The sequence below is a fragment of the Ruegeria sp. AM5 genome (assembly GCF_056540645.1).
Window position 1 is genome coordinate 796,099 of sequence record NZ_JBQFXC010000001.1, and the last position, 18,144, is coordinate 814,242.

At 55.4% G+C, this 18,144-nt stretch carries 18 protein-coding genes and 3 tRNA genes; 8 read left to right on the forward strand and 13 right to left on the reverse strand.

Annotation, left to right across the window (positions count from 1 at the left end; all coding sequences use genetic code 11):
* Positions 1–873: a 3-hydroxyisobutyrate dehydrogenase gene (mmsB, locus tag ACR0AH_RS04070; RefSeq protein WP_480590523.1), complete on the forward strand. Its 873-nt coding sequence runs from the start codon at positions 1–3 to the stop codon at positions 871–873.
* Between the two features lie 74 nt (positions 874–947).
* On the opposite strand, the gene uvrA is transcribed toward mmsB, so the two are convergent.
* From uvrA to ACR0AH_RS04090, 4 genes are all read right to left on the reverse strand, one after another.
* A complete protein-coding gene (gene uvrA, locus ACR0AH_RS04075; RefSeq protein ID WP_223118103.1) occupies positions 948–3,806 on the reverse strand; it encodes an excinuclease ABC subunit UvrA in 2,859 nt (952 codons plus the stop codon).
* A gap of 105 nt (positions 3,807–3,911) precedes the next feature.
* Positions 3,912–4,454, reverse strand: coding sequence for a methyltransferase domain-containing protein (locus ACR0AH_RS04080; protein WP_480590526.1), 543 nt, complete (start codon positions 4,452–4,454; stop codon positions 3,912–3,914).
* Between the two features lie 127 nt (positions 4,455–4,581).
* Positions 4,582–4,658 (reverse strand) — tRNA-Asp (locus tag ACR0AH_RS04085).
* Positions 4,659–4,710: 52 nt separating this feature from the next.
* A tRNA-Asp gene (locus ACR0AH_RS04090) sits at positions 4,711–4,787 on the reverse strand.
* Positions 4,788–5,000: 213 nt separating this feature from the next.
* Here ACR0AH_RS04090 and ACR0AH_RS04095 point away from each other — a divergent pair.
* Positions 5,001–5,075 (forward strand) — tRNA-Val (locus ACR0AH_RS04095).
* 75 nt (positions 5,076–5,150) lie between these two features.
* On the opposite strand, the gene ACR0AH_RS04100 is transcribed toward ACR0AH_RS04095, so the two are convergent.
* Positions 5,151–5,378 carry a hypothetical protein gene (locus ACR0AH_RS04100; RefSeq protein WP_170405503.1) on the reverse strand — a complete coding sequence of 76 codons (228 nt, stop codon included), beginning with the start codon at positions 5,376–5,378 and terminating at the stop codon, positions 5,151–5,153.
* Positions 5,379–5,626: 248 nt separating this feature from the next.
* Here ACR0AH_RS04100 and ACR0AH_RS04105 point away from each other — a divergent pair, with 248 nt between their 5' ends.
* Positions 5,627–7,213 carry an APC family permease gene (locus tag ACR0AH_RS04105; protein ID WP_170635659.1) on the forward strand — a complete coding sequence of 529 codons (1,587 nt, stop codon included), beginning with the start codon at positions 5,627–5,629 and terminating at the stop codon, positions 7,211–7,213.
* Positions 7,214–7,264: 51 nt separating this feature from the next.
* Here ACR0AH_RS04105 and lon read toward each other — a convergent pair whose 3' ends face one another.
* The 4 genes from lon to ACR0AH_RS04125 all read right to left on the reverse strand — a co-directional run bounded on the left by lon (position 7,265) and on the right by ACR0AH_RS04125 (position 12,515).
* Entirely contained in the window at positions 7,265–9,673 is a 2,409-nt protein-coding gene (lon, locus tag ACR0AH_RS04110) for an endopeptidase La (protein WP_480590529.1), read from the reverse strand.
* Positions 9,674–9,906: 233 nt separating this feature from the next.
* The gene (locus tag ACR0AH_RS04115) at positions 9,907–10,317 is read right to left on the reverse strand and encodes a DUF6636 domain-containing protein (RefSeq protein ID WP_170405494.1); all 411 of its coding nucleotides are present in this window, start codon (positions 10,315–10,317) and stop codon (positions 9,907–9,909) included.
* Positions 10,318–10,409: 92 nt separating this feature from the next.
* Complete coding sequence (tgt, locus tag ACR0AH_RS04120) at positions 10,410–11,540, reverse strand: tRNA guanosine(34) transglycosylase Tgt (RefSeq protein WP_480590865.1); 1,131 nt, start codon at positions 11,538–11,540, stop codon at positions 10,410–10,412.
* Between the two features lie 63 nt (positions 11,541–11,603).
* Positions 11,604–12,515 (reverse strand): nucleoside hydrolase, encoded by a 912-nt coding sequence (locus ACR0AH_RS04125; RefSeq protein WP_170562904.1) that lies wholly within the window; start codon positions 12,513–12,515, stop codon positions 11,604–11,606.
* A gap of 175 nt (positions 12,516–12,690) precedes the next feature.
* On the opposite strand from ACR0AH_RS04125, the gene ACR0AH_RS04130 reads away from it, so the two are divergent.
* The 3 genes from ACR0AH_RS04130 (at position 12,691) to ACR0AH_RS04140 (ending at position 14,317) form a co-directional block, all read left to right on the forward strand.
* A complete protein-coding gene (locus tag ACR0AH_RS04130; RefSeq protein ID WP_480590532.1) occupies positions 12,691–13,581 on the forward strand; it encodes an SPFH domain-containing protein in 891 nt (296 codons plus the stop codon).
* Entirely contained in the window at positions 13,581–13,859 is a 279-nt protein-coding gene (locus ACR0AH_RS04135; protein ID WP_170421372.1) for an NfeD family protein, read from the forward strand. The genes ACR0AH_RS04130 and ACR0AH_RS04135 overlap by 1 nt, the downstream gene beginning before the upstream one ends.
* A gap of 95 nt (positions 13,860–13,954) precedes the next feature.
* Complete coding sequence (locus ACR0AH_RS04140; protein ID WP_170393211.1) at positions 13,955–14,317, forward strand: SUF system Fe-S cluster assembly protein; 363 nt, start codon at positions 13,955–13,957, stop codon at positions 14,315–14,317.
* A gap of 303 nt (positions 14,318–14,620) precedes the next feature.
* Here the strand turns inward: ACR0AH_RS04140 and ACR0AH_RS04145 are convergent, their stop codons facing one another.
* Positions 14,621–14,944, reverse strand: a complete 324-nt coding sequence (locus tag ACR0AH_RS04145) for a hypothetical protein (protein ID WP_170732077.1) — start codon at positions 14,942–14,944, stop codon at positions 14,621–14,623.
* Positions 14,945–15,108: 164 nt separating this feature from the next.
* On the opposite strand from ACR0AH_RS04145, the gene ACR0AH_RS04150 reads away from it, so the two are divergent.
* Complete coding sequence (locus tag ACR0AH_RS04150; protein ID WP_170465407.1) at positions 15,109–15,474, forward strand: HesB/IscA family protein; 366 nt, start codon at positions 15,109–15,111, stop codon at positions 15,472–15,474.
* Here ACR0AH_RS04150 and ACR0AH_RS04155 read toward each other — a convergent pair.
* Positions 15,471–16,385 (reverse strand): isopenicillin N synthase family dioxygenase, encoded by a 915-nt coding sequence (locus ACR0AH_RS04155; RefSeq protein WP_480590535.1) that lies wholly within the window; start codon positions 16,383–16,385, stop codon positions 15,471–15,473. The genes ACR0AH_RS04150 and ACR0AH_RS04155 overlap by 4 nt on opposite strands.
* Before the next feature lie 120 nt (positions 16,386–16,505).
* On the opposite strand from ACR0AH_RS04155, the gene tpiA reads away from it, so the two are divergent.
* Entirely contained in the window at positions 16,506–17,255 is a 750-nt protein-coding gene (gene tpiA / locus ACR0AH_RS04160) for a triose-phosphate isomerase (RefSeq protein ID WP_170732074.1), read from the forward strand.
* Positions 17,256–17,264: 9 nt separating this feature from the next.
* Here the strand turns inward: tpiA and ACR0AH_RS04165 are convergent, their stop codons facing one another.
* The gene (locus ACR0AH_RS04165; protein ID WP_170817714.1) at positions 17,265–17,711 is read right to left on the reverse strand and encodes a nucleoside deaminase; all 447 of its coding nucleotides are present in this window, start codon (positions 17,709–17,711) and stop codon (positions 17,265–17,267) included.
* 65 nt (positions 17,712–17,776) lie between these two features.
* Complete coding sequence (locus tag ACR0AH_RS04170) at positions 17,777–18,088, reverse strand: DMT family transporter (RefSeq protein ID WP_170510169.1); 312 nt, start codon at positions 18,086–18,088, stop codon at positions 17,777–17,779.
* Between the last annotated feature and the right edge of the window lie 56 nt (positions 18,089–18,144).

Here is an 18,144-nt window from a genome sequence, read left to right on the forward strand (position 1 = left end):
ATGAAAATCGCATTCATAGGGCTTGGCAACATGGGCGGCCCGATGGCGGCCAATCTGGCGCGCGCGGGTCATGACGTGATCGGATTTGATCAAGTTGATGTCGCCGTTGAAGGCGTGGCCATGGCGTCTTCCGGCGCTGCCGCAGCTGCGGAAGCCGACGTGGTTATCACCATGCTTCCCAACGGGCAAATTCTGCGCGCTGTGGCCGATGAAGTTGTCCCTGAAATGCAAGACGGCGCGGTTCTGATTGACTGCTCTACGGTCGATGTCGACAGCGCCCGCGCAGTGGCGCAGCAAGCTGCTCAGGCTGGTCTGCTATCAGTCGATGCACCTGTATCCGGCGGGATTGGTGGGGCCGCTGCAGGCACTTTGACCTTTATGGCCGGTGGATCTGACGCAGCTTTTGCCAAGGCGGCTCCGTTATTTGAAATCATGGGGCAAAAAGCGGTTCACTGCGGTGAAGCTGGCGCGGGTCAGGCCGCCAAAATCTGCAACAACATGATTCTCGGCGTGACGATGATCGCGACCTGCGAGGCATTTGCGCTTGCTGATAAATTGGGACTGGACCGGCAAAAGATGTTCGATGTGGTCAGCACCTCGTCAGGGTACAGCTGGACAATGAACGCCTATTGCCCTGCCCCAGGCGTTGGACCCCAAAGCCCATCCGACAATGACTATACCCCTGGTTTCGCCGCCGAGCTGATGTTGAAAGATCTACGCCTCAGCCAACAGGCCGCCGAAAGTGCGAATGCCGATACGCCCATGGGACAGGTTGCGACAAAGCTCTATGAATCGTTTGTCGAACACGAAGATGGCTTGGGGCGCGATTTCAGCGCCATGCTGCCACGTTTTGAGAAGCGGTCCAGAGACTGAACAACCTCAGAACGCAGCGCTCTACGAAGCACCAGAGAAGAAAATTCGCAGCATTTTCTTCTCTCGCTCTGTTCCTATTCGGCAGCTACGGCTTGCCCATCCAGCATTGGCTTCAAATAACGCCCAGTGTGGCTACGCTCACATTCAGCGACGTCTTCGGGCGTACCCTCAGCCACAATCTGACCTCCGCCATCGCCACCTTCCGGGCCAATGTCGATTATCCAGTCGGCGGTTTTTACGACATCGAGATTATGTTCGATGACAACAACAGTATTTCCTTGGTCGACCAGTTCGTGCAGGACTTCCAACAGTTTACGTACGTCCTCGAAATGCAGACCCGTTGTGGGTTCGTCCAGAATATACAGCGTTCGACCCGTTGATCGCTTGCTCAGTTCTTTAGAGAGCTTTACACGCTGCGCCTCACCACCGGAGAGCGTGGTCGCCTGTTGACCAACTTTGATGTAGCCGAGCCCAACGCGAGCCAAGGCATCCATCTTGTCACGGATCGATGGCACCGCTTTAAAAAACTCCTGCGCATCTTCCACTGTCATATCAAGTACATCCGCGATGGACTTACCCTTGAACTTGATCTCAAGCGTCTCACGGTTATATCGCGCGCCTTTGCAGGTTTCGCAGGTGACATAAACATCAGGCAGAAAGTGCATCTCGATCTTGATGACGCCATCACCCTGACACGCTTCGCACCGGCCGCCTTTGACGTTAAAGCTGAACCGCCCGGGCTTGTATCCACGCGCTTTGGCTTCTGGCAACCCGGCAAACCAGTCTCGGATCGGGGTGAAAGCCCCGGTGTAAGTCGCTGGATTTGAACGTGGAGTCCGGCCAATGGGTCGCTGGTCTATGTCGATCACCTTGTCCAGATGCTCAAGCCCTTTGATCGTTTCACAGGGCGCCGGTGTCTGGCGAGCGCCGTTCAACCGCATCGAGGCGGTTTTGAACAAAGTCTCAATCGTCAGCGTCGATTTTCCACCGCCAGACACACCGGTCACACAAACAAATTTTCCGAGCGGAAATTCGGCCGTCACGTTCTTGAGGTTGTTTCCCGTCGCCTTAACAACGGTCACTTTCTGCTTCTTTCCCTTTCGCCGCTCAACTGGCACCGGGATCTCGCGTGTGCCCGAAAGATATTGACCGGTGATCGAGGCCGCATCGCCGGCGATATGCTCGGGCGTACCGTGGCTGACCACCTGTCCGCCATGCACTCCTGCACCGGGACCGATATCAAACACATAATCCGCCTCGCGAATGGCCTCTTCGTCATGCTCAACGACGATGACCGTGTTGCCCTGGTCACGCAAATTCTTAAGCGTTCCCAGCAAACGATCATTGTCGCGTTGGTGCAGACCAATCGATGGCTCGTCGAGCACATACAATACCCCGGTCAGGCCCGAGCCGATCTGGCTCGCCAGACGGATACGCTGACTTTCACCTCCGGACAGGGTGCCACTTGAACGAGACATCGTAAGATATTCTAATCCAACATTATTCAAAAAACCCAACCGCTCGCGAATTTCCTTGAGAATTGCGCGCGCGATCTCGTTCTTTTGTGCGCTCAGATGATTTGGGGCATCCTCAACCCAGGCCAGCGCCTCGCGAATCGACATTTCGACGACCTGCCCGACGTGCAAACCCGCGATCTTGACGGCCAGCGCCTCAGCACGCAGACGGTAGCCTTTGCATGTGCCGCAGGGTCGGTTGTTTTGATAGCGCTCGAATTCTTCGCGAATCCAGGCGCTGTCAGTCTCGCGATAGCGGCGCTCCATGTTGGGGATGACGCCTTCAAAGCTTCGGGTAACCTGATAGACGCGGCCACCTTCATCATAACGGAACTGGATCTCTTCATCACCAGACCCGCGCAGAAACACCTGCTGGACTTTCTTGGGCAAGTCCTTCCAGGGAGTGTTCTTGTCAAACTCGTAATGTCGCGCGATAGCTTCGATCGTTTGCAGAAAATACGGTGATTTACCCTTCCGCCAGGGCGCAAGCGCCCCGTCATAGAGTTTCAATGTCTGGTCCGGCACGACCAGACGTTCATCAAAGAACAGTTCGACCCCAAGCCCGTCGCAATCGGGGCAAGCCCCAAAGGGCGCGTTGAATGAGAACAGGCGCGGCTCGATCTCGGGGATGGTGAACCCACTGACCGGGCAAGCAAAATTCTCACTGAATGTGATCCGTTCCGGGTCGCCCTCCTTCGGTGCGGTTTCGAGGATTGCGATCCCGTCCGCCAGATCCAGTGCGGTCCTTAGGCTGTCGGCCAGGCGTGTTTCCATGCCTTCTCGTACCACCAGACGATCGACAACGACGTCGATATCGTGGCGGAACTTCTTGTCCAGTGTCGGCGGCTCATCCAATTCATAGAACTCACCATCTACCTTGACGCGCTGAAAACCCTGCTTGCGCAGCTCAAGGAATTCTTTCCGATATTCACCCTTCCGATCACGAACGATGGGGGCCAGCAGATAGCCGCGCGTGCCCTCCTCCATCGTCATGATCCGGTCGACCATGTCCTGCACCTGCTGCGCCTCAATTGGCAATCCTGTGGCCGGGCTGTAAGGCGTACCAGCACGGGCAAAGAGCAAGCGCAGATAGTCGTAGATCTCGGTTACAGTGCCCACGGTCGAACGCGGGTTTTTTGAGGTCGTCTTCTGCTCGATCGAAATCGCGGGGCTTAGTCCGCTGATGTGATCCACATCGGGCTTCTCCATCATATCGAGGAACTGGCGCGCATAGGCCGACAGGCTTTCGACATAGCGGCGCTGCCCTTCGGCATAGATCGTATCAAATGCCAAAGAAGACTTTCCCGAGCCCGACAGGCCAGTGATCACCACCAGCTGATCCCGTGGGATGTCGACATCAATGCTCTTGAGGTTATGCTCGCGCGCACCGCGCACCTCGATATTCTTCAGCTCAGCCATTCAGGCCCCCAACAACCAACGTCACTCAGAGATAGGCGAGAGCGGCTGAGTCTCCAACCAAAAAATTAGAACAAAGTAAGAACAGGCGATTTTTCGACACTCGGCTTAAGCACTGGTTTTCTTAGCCAGAGCCCATGCGCAGATTGGAAAATCGGGATCGTTCTCCAAATTGTCTATCTCAGGGTCATAAACAGGAGGCCATTCAAGTTCGAGATTGCGCAAAGCGGCATGCCGATTGCCCCACTGTTCGGCCCGGATGAGATCCGGGTCGAACCCACACTCAGTGAGCAGGTTTTTCAATCCGCGCGCAGACCAGCGCGAACAGTCATGCGGAGCAGCGTGAAACGGAATGAAGAACGGGACGGCAAGCCAGAAATACCCTCCGGGCCTTAGCATCTCTAGCACGTTCAGCGTGGCTTCAACCGGGCGATCCAAGTGCTCCCACACCTGATTGGCCAAAACCAGATCGACCTTTCGCACCTGCTGTTGTTTGTTCAGAACGGGTCCGGTGCAGATATCATGTTGCTTATGCCAAATCTGTTCATAGCTGCAAAATCCAAATTGCTTACCCCACGAACCAGAAATCTCAATGACATCAAGTGTTTCCGGCTTCAGGCCGCGGACCCACTGCCGGCTGCGCCGTGCCATGATAACTCGATTTAGACTGGTCACTGCTTGCCCCTGATGTTTTGCAGGCAATAAATCATAAGATCAGTAAGATGTCGGCACAAAAAAACGCCCACAAGGGCGTATGACTTTCTAAATCGAAGGAAAATGGCGCGGTTGACGGGGCTCGAACCCGCGACCCCCGGCGTGACAGGCCGGTACTCTAACCAACTGAGCTACAACCGCGCATTTAGGGTCTATGTGCGATCCGTTTGCCCGGATCAAAGGCTGGCAGCGATGGCGCGGTTGACGGGGCTCGAACCCGCGACCCCCGGCGTGACAGGCCGGTACTCTAACCAACTGAGCTACAACCGCCCACTGCCCGTTCATCTCTGAACGTTGGGGTGTATTATGGCTACACCCCGGCATCGTCAAGCGGCGTTTTCAAGTTTTTTGCTCGAACCTGATTTTTTCCGATCTATCCGACTTGGCGGGCAATGTGTGAAAACCGGATTTCGTCTGACGCGCTGCAATTTGAACCCTTTGAACTTGCGGCGAAACACAAGCCGCTGTATCAAACGCCGCTATGGGTGATTAGCTCAGTGGTAGAGCGCTTCGTTCACATCGAAGATGTCAGGAGTTCAAATCTCTTATCACCCACCATATTATTCAAATGCTTATGCGGCATAGTTGAAGCGTTTTGGAACCATTTGGTTCAACGCTGCGTGCACAATGCTGTCATCCTCCGACATACACGCCGGATTTAGGACGATAAAAAACCTTTTGGTCATGCAGACGCCCCAGAAGGTCGTGTGCCTTGCGCACAAAGTCTTCACGGGTTTCCCGTTCTTCTACCCTCTCGTCAACAGGGACATTCGATCTGGACGCTATGGCATGACGCATGGCCTCTTCGATTATATCCATATCTTCGACCGAAAGCTCGAACATATCATTGTACAGAGGCATCCTGGGTTCTCCTACCTTGGCACAGACGACCAGCGTGCCTCATGTTCCGAGTCGATTCCACTTCAAATACCTATTGCCGGCGATCGCGTTTCGAAGAACACGCCCAGCAGGATTTAGAAGATGAATCGGGCAGACCTCGTTTTCGCGAATTTTCTGCATGATATGTGGCACTTGCCATGTTTCCCGTGGCCTGCTTATCCTGATGTCATAGCCACCAATAAGGCACCCCTCTTTGGGCGAGAAATAACATGGCGAAACTGAAGCGGGAAATTGGCCTGGTCGGCCTGACCTTCATTTCGGTTGGAGGAATCATTGGGTCAGGCTGGCTTTTCGGCCCCCTACTCGCCGTGCAACACGCAGGCCCCGCCGCGGTTCTTTCTTGGATTATTGGCGCCGTTGCGATGTTCATACTGGCAATAACCTTCGCCGAGATTTCAGCGATGTTACCTATCCCAGGCGGAATCGCACGCGTCCCTCAGTTCTCACACGGCAACATCGTGTCGATGGCGATGGGATGGACGGCCTGGATTGGCTACAACACCACCGCTCCGATCGAAGTTGAAGCCATGCTTAAATACCTCGCGCCCTACGCGTCATGGCTCCACGCCGCGGATACCGGCGAACTGACCGGCGCTGGTGTTTCGGTCGCCTTGCTGTTCATGTTGCTGTTCGTCGCTGTGAACGCACTGGGCGTAAAATTTTTTGCACAGGTAAATGCAACGCTGACCTGGGCCAAGATTGCCATTCCGATAGTATTGTCCGTGTTGTTGATCGCGACCCGCTTTGACGTGCAGAATTTCTCCGCCCCTGACGGTTTCGCCCCCTACGGCCTGAAAGGCATCATGGCCGCAGTATCAACCGGTGGGGTGATCTTTTCCTTTATAGGTTTCCGACATGTTGTTGATATGGCAGGAGAAGTTCGAAACCCAAAATTCGACATCCCGGCCGCTCTGGTTCTATCCATTGTATTATGTGCCTTGATCTACCTTGGATTACAGGTGGCCTTTATCGGCGCGCTTGATCCCGCGATGATCCGCAATGGTTGGGCAAGCCTCAACTTTGGCGGACAAGGTCCCTTGGATGGCGTCATAATGTCCGTCGGGATATTGTGGTTCCTCAGCTTGCTGAACGTCGGGTCGGTCATCGGCCCGTTTGGCAATGGGTTGGTTGCAACAGGATCGAACGCTCGTATCGCTCTGGCCCTGTCGCAAAACGGGTTCCTGCCGAAACGTTTGCAGATCTTGTCATCGTTCGGAGTACCGCTTTGGGCCTTGGCTCTCAACTTTCTGATTGGCACTCTGTTTTTACTGACGGTCCCGTTCGCAACCGTAATCGCCCTGAACGGGGCCGCCATTGTGCTTTCATTCGCGGTCGGCCCAATCGCCGTGGTGTGCTTACGTGATCTGATGCCTGACCGCCCGCGCTCAATCCGTATTCCCGCCGTCAAACTTGTCGGGCTCACGGCCTTCGCGATCTCAACCCTGATCGTCTACTGGAGCGGATGGGACACGGTCTGGAGGCTGGGAATTGCACTGCTCATCGGCATGGCGCTGCTGCTGATCCGCTTTCACAATCGGCTCGATGAAATGGACGCAACCGAGGCGCTTTGGCTGATGCCCTATTTCTGTGGTTTGGGGCTGATCTCCTACATGGGTCAGTTTGGAGAAGGCGCGCAAAAGCAGATCCCGTTTGGTTGGGACATTGTGCTGTGTGCGGCATTTTCGGCGGTGATTTTTGCGCTCGCCGTACGCTCGGCGCTGTCAGACAAAAAATTCCAGGCTTACATCGAAAACGAAGAGGTGCTGGACCCGGCCAAACCTGTCATTGGACTTTGAACAAAAAAAGGCGGGGCATGACCCCGCCTTTCTAATTAATCTGTTTCAGGCTTAGTGGGCTGTTGCCGACGGCCCTACCCCTTCGGCCGCCTTGGCGGCAGCGGCAGCGGCCTCTTCAGCGGCCTCATCCCACTCAATTGACTCGGGCTTACGTATCAACGCCTGCTCTAGTACCTCCGAGACGTGTTTGACCGCGATGATCTCCAGCCCTTCTTTCACGTTGTCGGGAATATCTGCCAGATCCTTTTCATTCTCTTCGGGAATGAGGACGGTCTTGATCCCGCCACGCAGGGCAGCCAGCAGTTTTTCTTTCAGCCCGCCAATCGGCATCGCGTTGCCGCGCAGCGAAACCTCGCCTGTCATGGCGATGTCCTTGCGCACAGGAATACCGGTCAGGACCGAAACAATCGAGGTCACCATAGCCAAGCCCGCAGACGGACCATCCTTTGGCGTCGCACCATCGGGCACGTGCACGTGGATATCGATTTTGTCGAACTGCGGCGGTTTAACCCCGATCTGAGGCGAAATTGATCGGACGTAAGACGACGCCGCGTCGATCGATTCCTTCATCACATCGCCCAGCTTACCAGTGGTCTTCATCCGCCCTTTGCCGGGCAGTTTCAGAGCCTCGATATGCAGCAGATCACCACCGACCGAAGTCCAGGCCAAGCCAGTGACTACACCAACCTGATCGTCCTGTTCAGCCAAGCCATAACGGAACTTGGGCACTCCAAGAAAATCATCCAGATTGTCGGGCGTCACCTTTACGGTCTCCGCCTCTTTCTTGATGATCTTGGTCAGCGATTTCCGCGCCACTTTGGCGATTTCGCGTTCGAGGTTCCGCACACCCGCCTCGCGGGTATAGGTGCGGATGATCGATTGCAGCGCCTCATCGGTCAGCTCAAACTCCTTGGCTTTCAGACCATGGTTTTTGACCTGTTTGTCGATCAGGTGTTGCTTGGCGATCTCGCTCTTTTCCTCTTCGGTGTAACCGGCCAGCGGGATGATCTCCATCCGGTCTAGCAGAGGCCCAGGCATGTTGTAGCTGTTAGACGTGGTCAGGAACATCACGTTGGACAGGTCATATTCGACCTCAAGATAATGATCCATGAACGTGTTGTTCTGTTCCGGGTCCAACACCTCCAGCATCGCCGAGGCTGGATCGCCACGGAAATCCTGCCCCATCTTGTCGATTTCATCGAGCAGGATGAGAGGGTTTGTGGTTTTCGCCTTCTTCAGCGCCTGAATGATCTTGCCGGGCATCGACCCGATATAAGTCCGACGGTGGCCACGAATCTCAGATTCGTCGCGCACACCACCCAGCGAGATGCGAATGAATTCGCGCCCCGTGGCTTTTGCGACCGATTTACCCAGCGAGGTTTTACCCACACCCGGAGGGCCAACAAGGCACAGGATCGGGCCTTTCAGCTTTTTCGAGCGCTGCTGAACCGCCAGATATTCGACGATCCGCTCTTTGACTTTCTCAAGTCCATAATGATCGGCGTCCAGAATGTCCTGCGCGCGACCCAGATCCTTTTTAACGCGAGATTTGGTGCCCCACGGCAGTGACAGGATCCAGTCCAGATAGTTGCGCACAACGGTCGCTTCAGCCGACATGGGCGACATGTTCTTAAGCTTTTTCAGCTCACCTTCGGCCTTTTCGCGCGCCTCTTTCGACAGCTTGGTCTCGTTGATCTTGGCTTCCAGTTCGGCAACTTCGTTGCTGCCGTCCTCACCATCGCCAAGCTCCTTCTGAATGGCTTTCATCTGCTCATTCAGATAGTACTCGCGCTGCGTCTTCTCCATCTGGGATTTGACGCGGGTCTTGATCTTTTTCTCGACCTGCAGAACCGACATTTCGCCCTGCATCAGGCCATAGACCTTCTCAAGCCGCTCGCTCACCGAGAGCGTCTCAAGCAGTTCCTGTTTCTGTTCAACCTCGATGCCCAGATGACCTGACACAAGGTCGGCCAACTTTGCAGGCTCGGTGGTTTCACCAACAGCGGCCAGCGCTTCTTCGGGGATGTTCTTGCGCACTTTGGCATAGCGCTCGAACTCATCGGCGACGGTGCGCAGCAGTGCTTCGGTCGTGGTGACATCGCCCGGAATCTCGGTCAGATACTCGGCGCGCGCTTCGAAAAACTGATCGTTTTCAAGGAATTCTGTGATCTGCACCCGCGCCTGCCCCTCGACAAGCACCTTCACGGTGCCATCGGGCAGTTTCAGCAGTTGCAGCACGTTGGCCAGAACGCCCGAGCGGTAGATACCGTCGATTTCCGGATCATCCTCACCAGGATCAATCTGGCTGGACAACAGAATTTGCTTGTCATCCTGCATCACCTCTTCCAGGGCGCGGACCGATTTGTCACGGCCCACGAACAGCGGCACGATCATATGTGGGAAGACCACGATATCGCGCAGCGGCAGGACGGGGTATGAGGAATTCAGAGGCTCTTGCATGCTCTATCCTTATCATTGGCAAGACGGCGCTGGTCCCTGATTCAGGCAACCTTTGGCCATCTCCTGTCTTGGACGATAAAGGTGGGGCACCTGTTCCCCCATTTCAACCTCATCGTCGTTTGTCGTGATGCAGCATGACCGGATGATTTGGGGACTTCAAGGCATCCGACAGACATATCCACCGATTTTAGCGAACCCAGCATTAAAACGGGCAACAAATCATCCAGCGTGGATCAGAACACCCTCTGCTTAGCTCGGGACAAAAAGAAGCCATGACCGACTTCGTTTCTACATTCCAAGCCCTTTTTCGAGGAATGGCAAACGAACCCGCCAAACTCTCCAGTTACGCCGTAGTCTGCACGGTCAAATCCATCCCGGTTATGGCTGACTGGTTGGCACAGCATGCGGACGGCGCCCGTATTGGTCATGAAAAAATCATGTCCCCAGTCCGACTGACAATCCGCCGGGCGCGGGAACGCAGGCGCACCACTCCGCTCAATTATAGTGCAAGACAGGTCCGAAACACTCGCCCCCTGCCCGACGACACACTGAATATTCTCGGACGGGGTTTCGAAGGTCCAGACATCCGCAAGAGATGTCGATGCGCAAAGAACGATTGCGATAGAAACAATAAAGCGAGGCATTGAATCCTCCTGAACAAAACAAATGAAAATGGTAAATAATGCGCGAACAGTATAGCAAAAAATACCGCGTTTGTCACCGCAATGGCCACAATCTACAGCGGTTCAATATCGCCTTGCTCCCGAAGCGCGTGGAATTGCGATTGCCACTCTGCGAATGTGCCCTGTGAAATCGCGTCCCGCATTCTCTGCATGATATCCTGAAAGTAATGCAGATTGTGCCAAGTCAGCAGCATGCCCGAGATCATCTCATTCGAGCGGAACACGTGATGCAAGTAGGCGCGAGAATAACTTGAACACGCGGGGCATGTGCAGTTCTCATCCAGCGGGCGTGGGTCGTCAGCATGGCGGGCGTTCTTGATATTGACCACACCATAACGCGTGAACACCTGCCCGGTGCGACCCGACCGCGAAGGTAGAACGCAATCCATCATATCTATCCCACGTGCAACGGCACCTACGATATCATCAGGCTTGCCTACGCCCATCAGATAACGCGGTTTATACTGGGGCAAGAAGTCAGGCGCATAGTCAAGGCAGCTGAACATGGCCTCCTGCCCCTCACCCACGGCAAGGCCGCCGACGGCGTAGCCTTCAAAACCGACCTGCTTAAGTGCCTCGGCACTTTCTTCCCGAAGATCTTGTTCCAGCCCGCCCTGCATGATCCCAAACAGGGCATGTCCAGGGCGGTCTCCAAACGCTTCACGTGACCGTGCAGCCCACCGCATCGAAAGGCGCATGGACTCGGCGATACGGTCGCGATCGGCGGGCAGCGCAGGGCATTCATCAAAGCACATGACGATGTCCGAGCCCAAAAGCCGCTGGATTTCCATCGACCGTTCCGGCGTCAATTCGTGCTTCGAGCCATCGACGTGAGATTTAAAGGTCACGCCCTTCTCGGTAAGTTTGCGCAGACCGGCCAGCGACATCACCTGAAATCCGCCAGAATCCGTCAGGATGGGCCGGTCCCAGTTCATGAACTTGTGCAGGCCTCCCAAACGATCGATACGCTCGGCCGTTGGGCGCAGCATCAGATGATAGGTGTTGCCCAACAGAATATCGGCACCCGTGGCGCGCACACTTTCCGGCATCATCGCCTTGACGGTCGCGGCTGTGCCCACAGGCATGAACGCTGGCGTCCGCACCTCACCGCGCGGCGTGTTGATCACGCCTGTGCGGGCCTTGCCATCGGTGGATTTCAGGTCGAAAGAAAATCGCTGGGTCATGGTAACGCCTTGGATCGCTGAACCGGGCAGGCTTTGCCCGATCTGCAAGGGCATTGCAACCCGTCAGGGCAGCGAGGCTACACGGTCCGTAAACAGGCGCACCACCCCTGCCCCATCGACATCCCGGCACACTCGCACTGGTGGCCGTGCAGGGTCAGGACGAGTCGCACCGATTTCAGCCCCGTCCAACGCCACCTGCAAACCCGTTTCGACCATTTCGAACATCGGTTCATGGGTGCAGGCGATAACGGCAGTCGAGTCATGCAGTCCGCACCCTTCAAGCCCACCGATCTCTTTATAGAACTTTAAATAGAAGCGCGAGATATCACGCAGAAAACCACCCATGTCAGGGGAACGTTCAGCGAGCGCCTCAAAATCAGCGGTCTCGTAGAGCGTTTTCAGAGTCACATCCAATCCCACCAGAATCGTAGGCGGCGGCGCGGCAAAGACTTCGTCTGCAGCTTTGGCATCGTGATAGATATTCGCCTCGGCATGTTCGGTGATGTTGCCCGGGCAGTACACGGCCCCGCCCATGATGACGAGCTTGCCAAGATTCTCTGCAAACTCAGGGTCCAATCGCATGGCATCAGCGATATTGGTCAATGGCCCAACCGCGCATACGACCAGCTCTCCGCGATGGCTGCGCGCCATGTCGACAAGAAACTCTGCGGCGGACAGGGCGTGGTTTTCACCGATCTCTTCAATCTGGGTCAGGTCACCAAAGCCTTCGGGGCCGTGCACATGTTCCGAAGGTGAATGCGCGATCTCTCCCAATGCGAAGGGCGCGCCTTGGGCCACGGGAATGCCGAGCCCCAGTTTGTCCACCAGAAATCGCGCATTGCGGCTGGATTGATGCACATGGGTGTTGCCGAACACGGTGGTCAGGCCGATCAGGTCAATTTCGGACGCAGCGGCGGCATAGGCAATGGCCATTGCGTCGTCGATGCCGGGGTCTGTATCGATAATCAATTTCATCCTCGTCCGATAACGCAAACACCAGTGGGATGCAAAGCTGCCACAAAAGGGAATTTCTGGCCTGTATGAACGCTTTCACAGATTTGCATTCCAGCCTGTACAATCCATACCAGAGTTGAAATTGAGCGATTCAATCCCCATATGTATACCATAGTACACAATAAATGAGGACAGTATGATAGAAGACCAGATTATCGGACTGATTACTTCGAACATTATCTACCTGCTGGCAGCGGCGCTTATTGCCATTGTCATCTTCAAGGGCATCAAGATCGTGCCTCAATCCGAGAAATACGTTGTTGAACGGTTTGGCCGCCTGCATTCGGTGCTTGGGCCCGGGATCAATTTTATCGTTCCTTTTCTAGATGTTGCCCGCCACAAGATATCCATCCTTGAGCGTCAGTTGCCAAACGCAACGCAAGACGCAATTACCAAGGACAATGTTCTGGTGCAGATCGATACTTCGGTGTTCTACCGCATTCTCGAGCCGGAAAAGACGGTCTATCGCATCCGCGATGTCGACGGTGCGATTGCAACGACTGTAGCCGGTATCGTCCGCGCCGAGATCGGTAAGATGGACCTGGATGAAGTGCAATCGAACCGGGCGCAACTGATTGAACGTATTCAGGAAAGCGTAGAAACCGCTGTTGACGATTGGGGGATCGAAGTAACCCGCGCCGAGATTCTGGACGTAAATCTTGATCAGGCCACTCGTGACGCGATGTTGCAGCAATTGAACGCCGAACGTGCCCGCCGCGCGCAGGTGACCGAGGCCGAGGGCCAAAAGCGTGCCGTTGAGCTGCAGGCAGATGCCGAACTTTATGCGGCAGAGCAGACCGCCAAGGCCCGCCGAATCTCGGCTGAGGCCGAAGCTTATGCGACTCAGGTCGTAGCAAAGGCCATTCAAGACAACGGGCTGGAAGCGGCACAGTATCAGGTTGCGTTGAAACAGGTGGAATCGCTGAACGCCCTAGGCAACGGCACCGGCTCGCAGACCATCGTTGTGCCTGCAAACGCACTTGAAGCCTTCGGCAATGCCTTTGACATGCTTAAAGGAGGAAAATGATGGCCGATCCTTTCTGGCTGACGTGGTGGATTTGGTTGGCCGGAGCGCTTGCTCTGGGCATCCTTGAGGTCGCGCTGCCCGGCTTCATTTTCCTGGGTTTTGCCATCGGTGCAGCCATTACCGGAGTGGTTTTGCTGATCCCTGGCCTCACGCTATCCCTGCCCGTTCTACTGTTGATATTTGCTGTTCTGTCACTGGTCGCATGGCTGGTTCTGCGCCGTATGTTTGCCCTGCCGCACGGTCAGGTCAAAACCTTCAAGCACGACATCAACGACTGATCTGTCGTGGCGCTCAAATCAGGCGCCACGGCACCTCTGGACGCTGCCCGGCACTTTCCCTATATAATTTCTCAGGTAACAGACCCGAGGCATCAATGACCCACCCCAGTGAACAGTTCGAAGGCAGCCCCCTGATCGCTCCCTCGACCATCGATCACCCGCTCTACGAACCCGTGGTCGAAGCTTGCCGGACGGTGTTTGACCCAGAAATACCAGTCAATATCTACGATCTCGGTCTGATCTATACGATCGACATCACCGGAGAAAACGCGGTCAAGGTGATCATGACCCTCACTGCGCCAGGCTGTCCTGTCGCAGGCGAAATGCCCGGTTGGATCGTGGAAGCTATCGAACCCGTTGCTGGCGTCAAAGAGGTCGACGTCGAACTGACTTGGGAGCCACCTTGGGGCATGGAAATGATGTCAGATGAAGCCCGGCTTGAGCTGGGTTTCATGTAACTCTCGACTTACTCACAAAAACATGGCGATGTTACAAAACGGTGTACTGCGTGTTACTTAACCGTTTTCATGTTGTCACAATGCTGGGTCACAAGGTCCTCAGGTACTGACCCAGTGATTAAGCATGCGTTTTTCGATCTGCTGGACGTGCTGGCGCAGGATGTCGAGTAGCGGGCGTCTTATCCGATTGCCCCGCTAAATTGACATACTTCGTGAATTGCATGGGCCTCTGACCATAGCCATCCCCCATTCAATGGGCCCATTCCGGGCCGCTCTTGCCCGAGAGCGGCCCTTTTTGTTTGATTATTCTAAGTTACAGGTCGATTTGATTTCAGCAGCGCGCGCGTCCAGCTCTTTTATATAGTCGCCTGACAGCATCTTCAGGTGCTTGCTCTCGGTTCCTGTGACGAGACCCAGCAAGGCACCGGCAGGGAGGATCGAGAACACGCTTTCAGCCTGCTGGTCCTCGGCATGTTTCTTTTCAGCTGCGATTGCGCGCAGATCACCGGGTGCGGTAGCACAGTTGACCGGGTGCCGTTTTGTGTCATCTATCGCAAATGCCGCAGACGCGGACGCCAACAACATAGATGTGAAAATGGCGGCTCCTGCCCAGTTCTGCGCTCTCATCGATCCAAACCTCTCTGGAATGCCTGTCCTTTACTTCAGATACGCTAAAGCTTTGCGCACCATCGTGACAACCCTGCGCGGAGTGTGTATTTGAACAGGCTCTCTCTTGAGCCCGGCGCGTGTCGGCCTTAGATTAGAGATAACGCGCGATAACGGAGCCCACCATGTTTGGCATTCCCGGCAAACAAGCCGTGACCATGACACCTAAAGCCGCTGAACAGATTGTTCGGCTTATGAAATCCGGCGGTCACACCGGATTGCGCATCGGCGTCAAGAAAGGCGGCTGCGCGGGGATGGAATACACCATGGACTACGTCGATGATGCCGACCCGAACGACGAAGTGGTCGAGCAGGATGGCGCGCGTGTTATGATCGCCCCCATGGCACAGATGTTCCTGTTCGGAACCGAGATCGACTACGAGGTTTCACTGCTTGAGGCCGGGTTCAAGTTCCGGAACCCGAATGTAGTCGATGCATGCGGATGCGGAGAATCGATTAAGTTCGACGAAACCTTGGCTGAACAACGCTAACTCGCAGCTTTTAGGTGGACGTAGGTCTCATTAAATCGCCGCGTCAGGTGCTCTCCGGCGCGGATCGTGGCGTATGAACCCGGCGGCGCAACATTTGTGTCGTAAGAAGGATTAAAGAACAACGGAACCGAGATCCTCTCGTTCACGCTGCCTTTGACTCTATGCTCGGTCGCTTTGACTTCTCCTGCCGTCCAAAACTCCAGCATCTCCCCGAAATTGATTATGAATTGTCCCGGCGTGGCGTTTACAGCTTGCCAATCGCCATCAGACATACGAACTTCCAGACCCGGTGTGCCGTCCGTGGCCAGCAAAGTCAGGCAGCCATAATCCGTATGCGCGCCGATACCAAAGTCCTTTTCCCCTGCCCAATCAGGACGTTGCGGACAGAAGTTACCGCGCAGCAGCGCCATTGGCGTATCAAAGGCCGCATCAAAACTGTTTGCATCCCTACCGATGGCAATCGCAATCGCGCGCAAAACGCGAATGGCAACTGAGCAGGCGTCTGAATAGTAACTCTGGATCGTTCTCCGAAACGCGTCGGCCCCGTCTGGCCAGAGATTTGGGGCATACACACTTAATCCACGCCCCGCATAGGGATCATCGGCTGGCAGTTCAAAACCGCTATCAAAGACTTCTTTGAAATCCGGGTTCGCCCTGAGATCCACCTGTTCGGAACGCGGCGCACCCCAACCGCGGTTGGCACCCGTAGCTGCCATATCGACGCTCTGCTTGATCTCATCGGGTTGACGAAAAAAATCGCGATAAGTGTCGATCACCTGCTTCACACGGGCGGCATCAAGGCCGGAATTGAAGATCGTTAGAAATCCGATCTGGCGAACAGCATGTCTCAGCTTTTCCATCTCAGCTGGATCACGCAGATCCAATTTGGCGAGATCGAGATCGTCTATCATGCCATCCTCCGCAACAACGCGCGCAATGTGTCCTGACAAGTAGCGCTATGCAACCGGAATTGTCAGCCCCGCCTGCGGGTGATATCCGAGGGTTCAAAGCAGAAAACCGGAGGGATCGCGATGCGGCGTAAGTTGGCGGCAGGCAACTGGAAAATGAACGGAACTGGCGTTGCGCTGAGCGAGTTGGAAGCGTTGAAAGCCTCGCACCCATCTTCTGCGGTAGAAATCCTGATATGCCCACCAGCCACTTTGCTTCATCGCGCGGCAAATACGGTTGAAGGTTCGGGCATTACCGTTGGTGGCCAAGACTGCCACGCGGCGCTCTCGGGTGCGCATACCGGGGATCTGAGTGCCGAGATGCTGTTGGATGCAGGGGCAAGCTCAGTGATTCTTGGCCATTCCGAGCGCCGTGAAGATCATGCTGAGCAGAACGAAGACATCCGTGCCAAAGCCCGCACCGCCATGGATGCAGGCCTGAAGACGATCATCTGCGTTGGTGAAAGCCTTGAACAGCGCGAAGCAGCAAATACTCTGGATATCATCGGTGGACAGATGTCGGGTTCGATCCCGGATCAAGCGACAGGCGAGAACCTGATTGTCGCATATGAGCCGATCTGGGCCATCGGCACCGGTAAGGTTCCAACTTTGGAAGAGATCGGAGAAGTGCACGATTTCATACGCGCACGTCTGGAACGCCGATTTGGCGAAGGTGTCGGCCGGTCAGTCCGCCTGCTGTATGGCGGATCGGTCAAACCCGGTAATGCTGCCGAGATTTTCGGCGTTTCAAATGTTGACGGAGCGTTGGTGGGTGGCGCCAGTCTGAAAGCAACTGATTTCTCGGGCATCATTCAGGCGCTTGAAAGCGCCTGATCGCCAACCTCATTCGGCAATATCTTCGGCCCAAAGCGCGGGCTTCTCTTCGATAAAACGCTTCATCAATGCAATGCAGTCCGGGTCATCTGCGATGATGACCTCGACACCACGATCGCGCAGGAAGTCCTCATTGCCGCCAAAATTCACGGTGTCTCCGATCACAACACGCGGGATACCGAACTGTACGATCGTGCCAGAACACATCATGCAAGGCGACAGCGAGGTATAGAGCACAGTATCGCGATAGGTCTTCTGCCGCCCTGCCTTGCGCAGCGCATCCATTTCCCCATGGGCAATCGGGTCGCCCAGTTGGACACGCTGATTACGCCCTTGCGCAACGACCTCACCACCCCGCGCAAGCACTGAACCGATTGGGCAGCCTCCTTCGTCAAATCCAGCTTTCGCCTCATCATAGGCGACGCGGAGCAAGCGTGCATCGGTGTCGGTCAGCATATGCAGGTGTCCTTTGTTCGGAGTTGTTTCGCAAAGCTGCCCGACACCACAACGGCGGTCAACGCTTAGGCCAGTTTCATGATGACCAAACCCGTCACGATTAGAATCGCAGCGCCGATCCGCATGGGCGTCAGCGCTTCACCCAGGAATAGGATGCCAACAGTGAACGCCCCTACTGCGCCGATCCCGGTCCAGATCGTGTAGGCGGTGCCAAGCGGTAGATCCCGCATCGCCATTGCAAGCAGGCCAAATGACCCGATCATCGCAACACCCATGATCGCCGTCGGCCACAGCCGCGTGAAACCAGCGGTCTGCTTCATCGCGACGGCCCAGACGATTTCGAGCAGGCCAGCAAACAATAGTAATATCCAGGGCATAAGAACACCTCACTTTCCGAGATCGGGTCGTCCCGAATAATCGTCCATGATGGTGA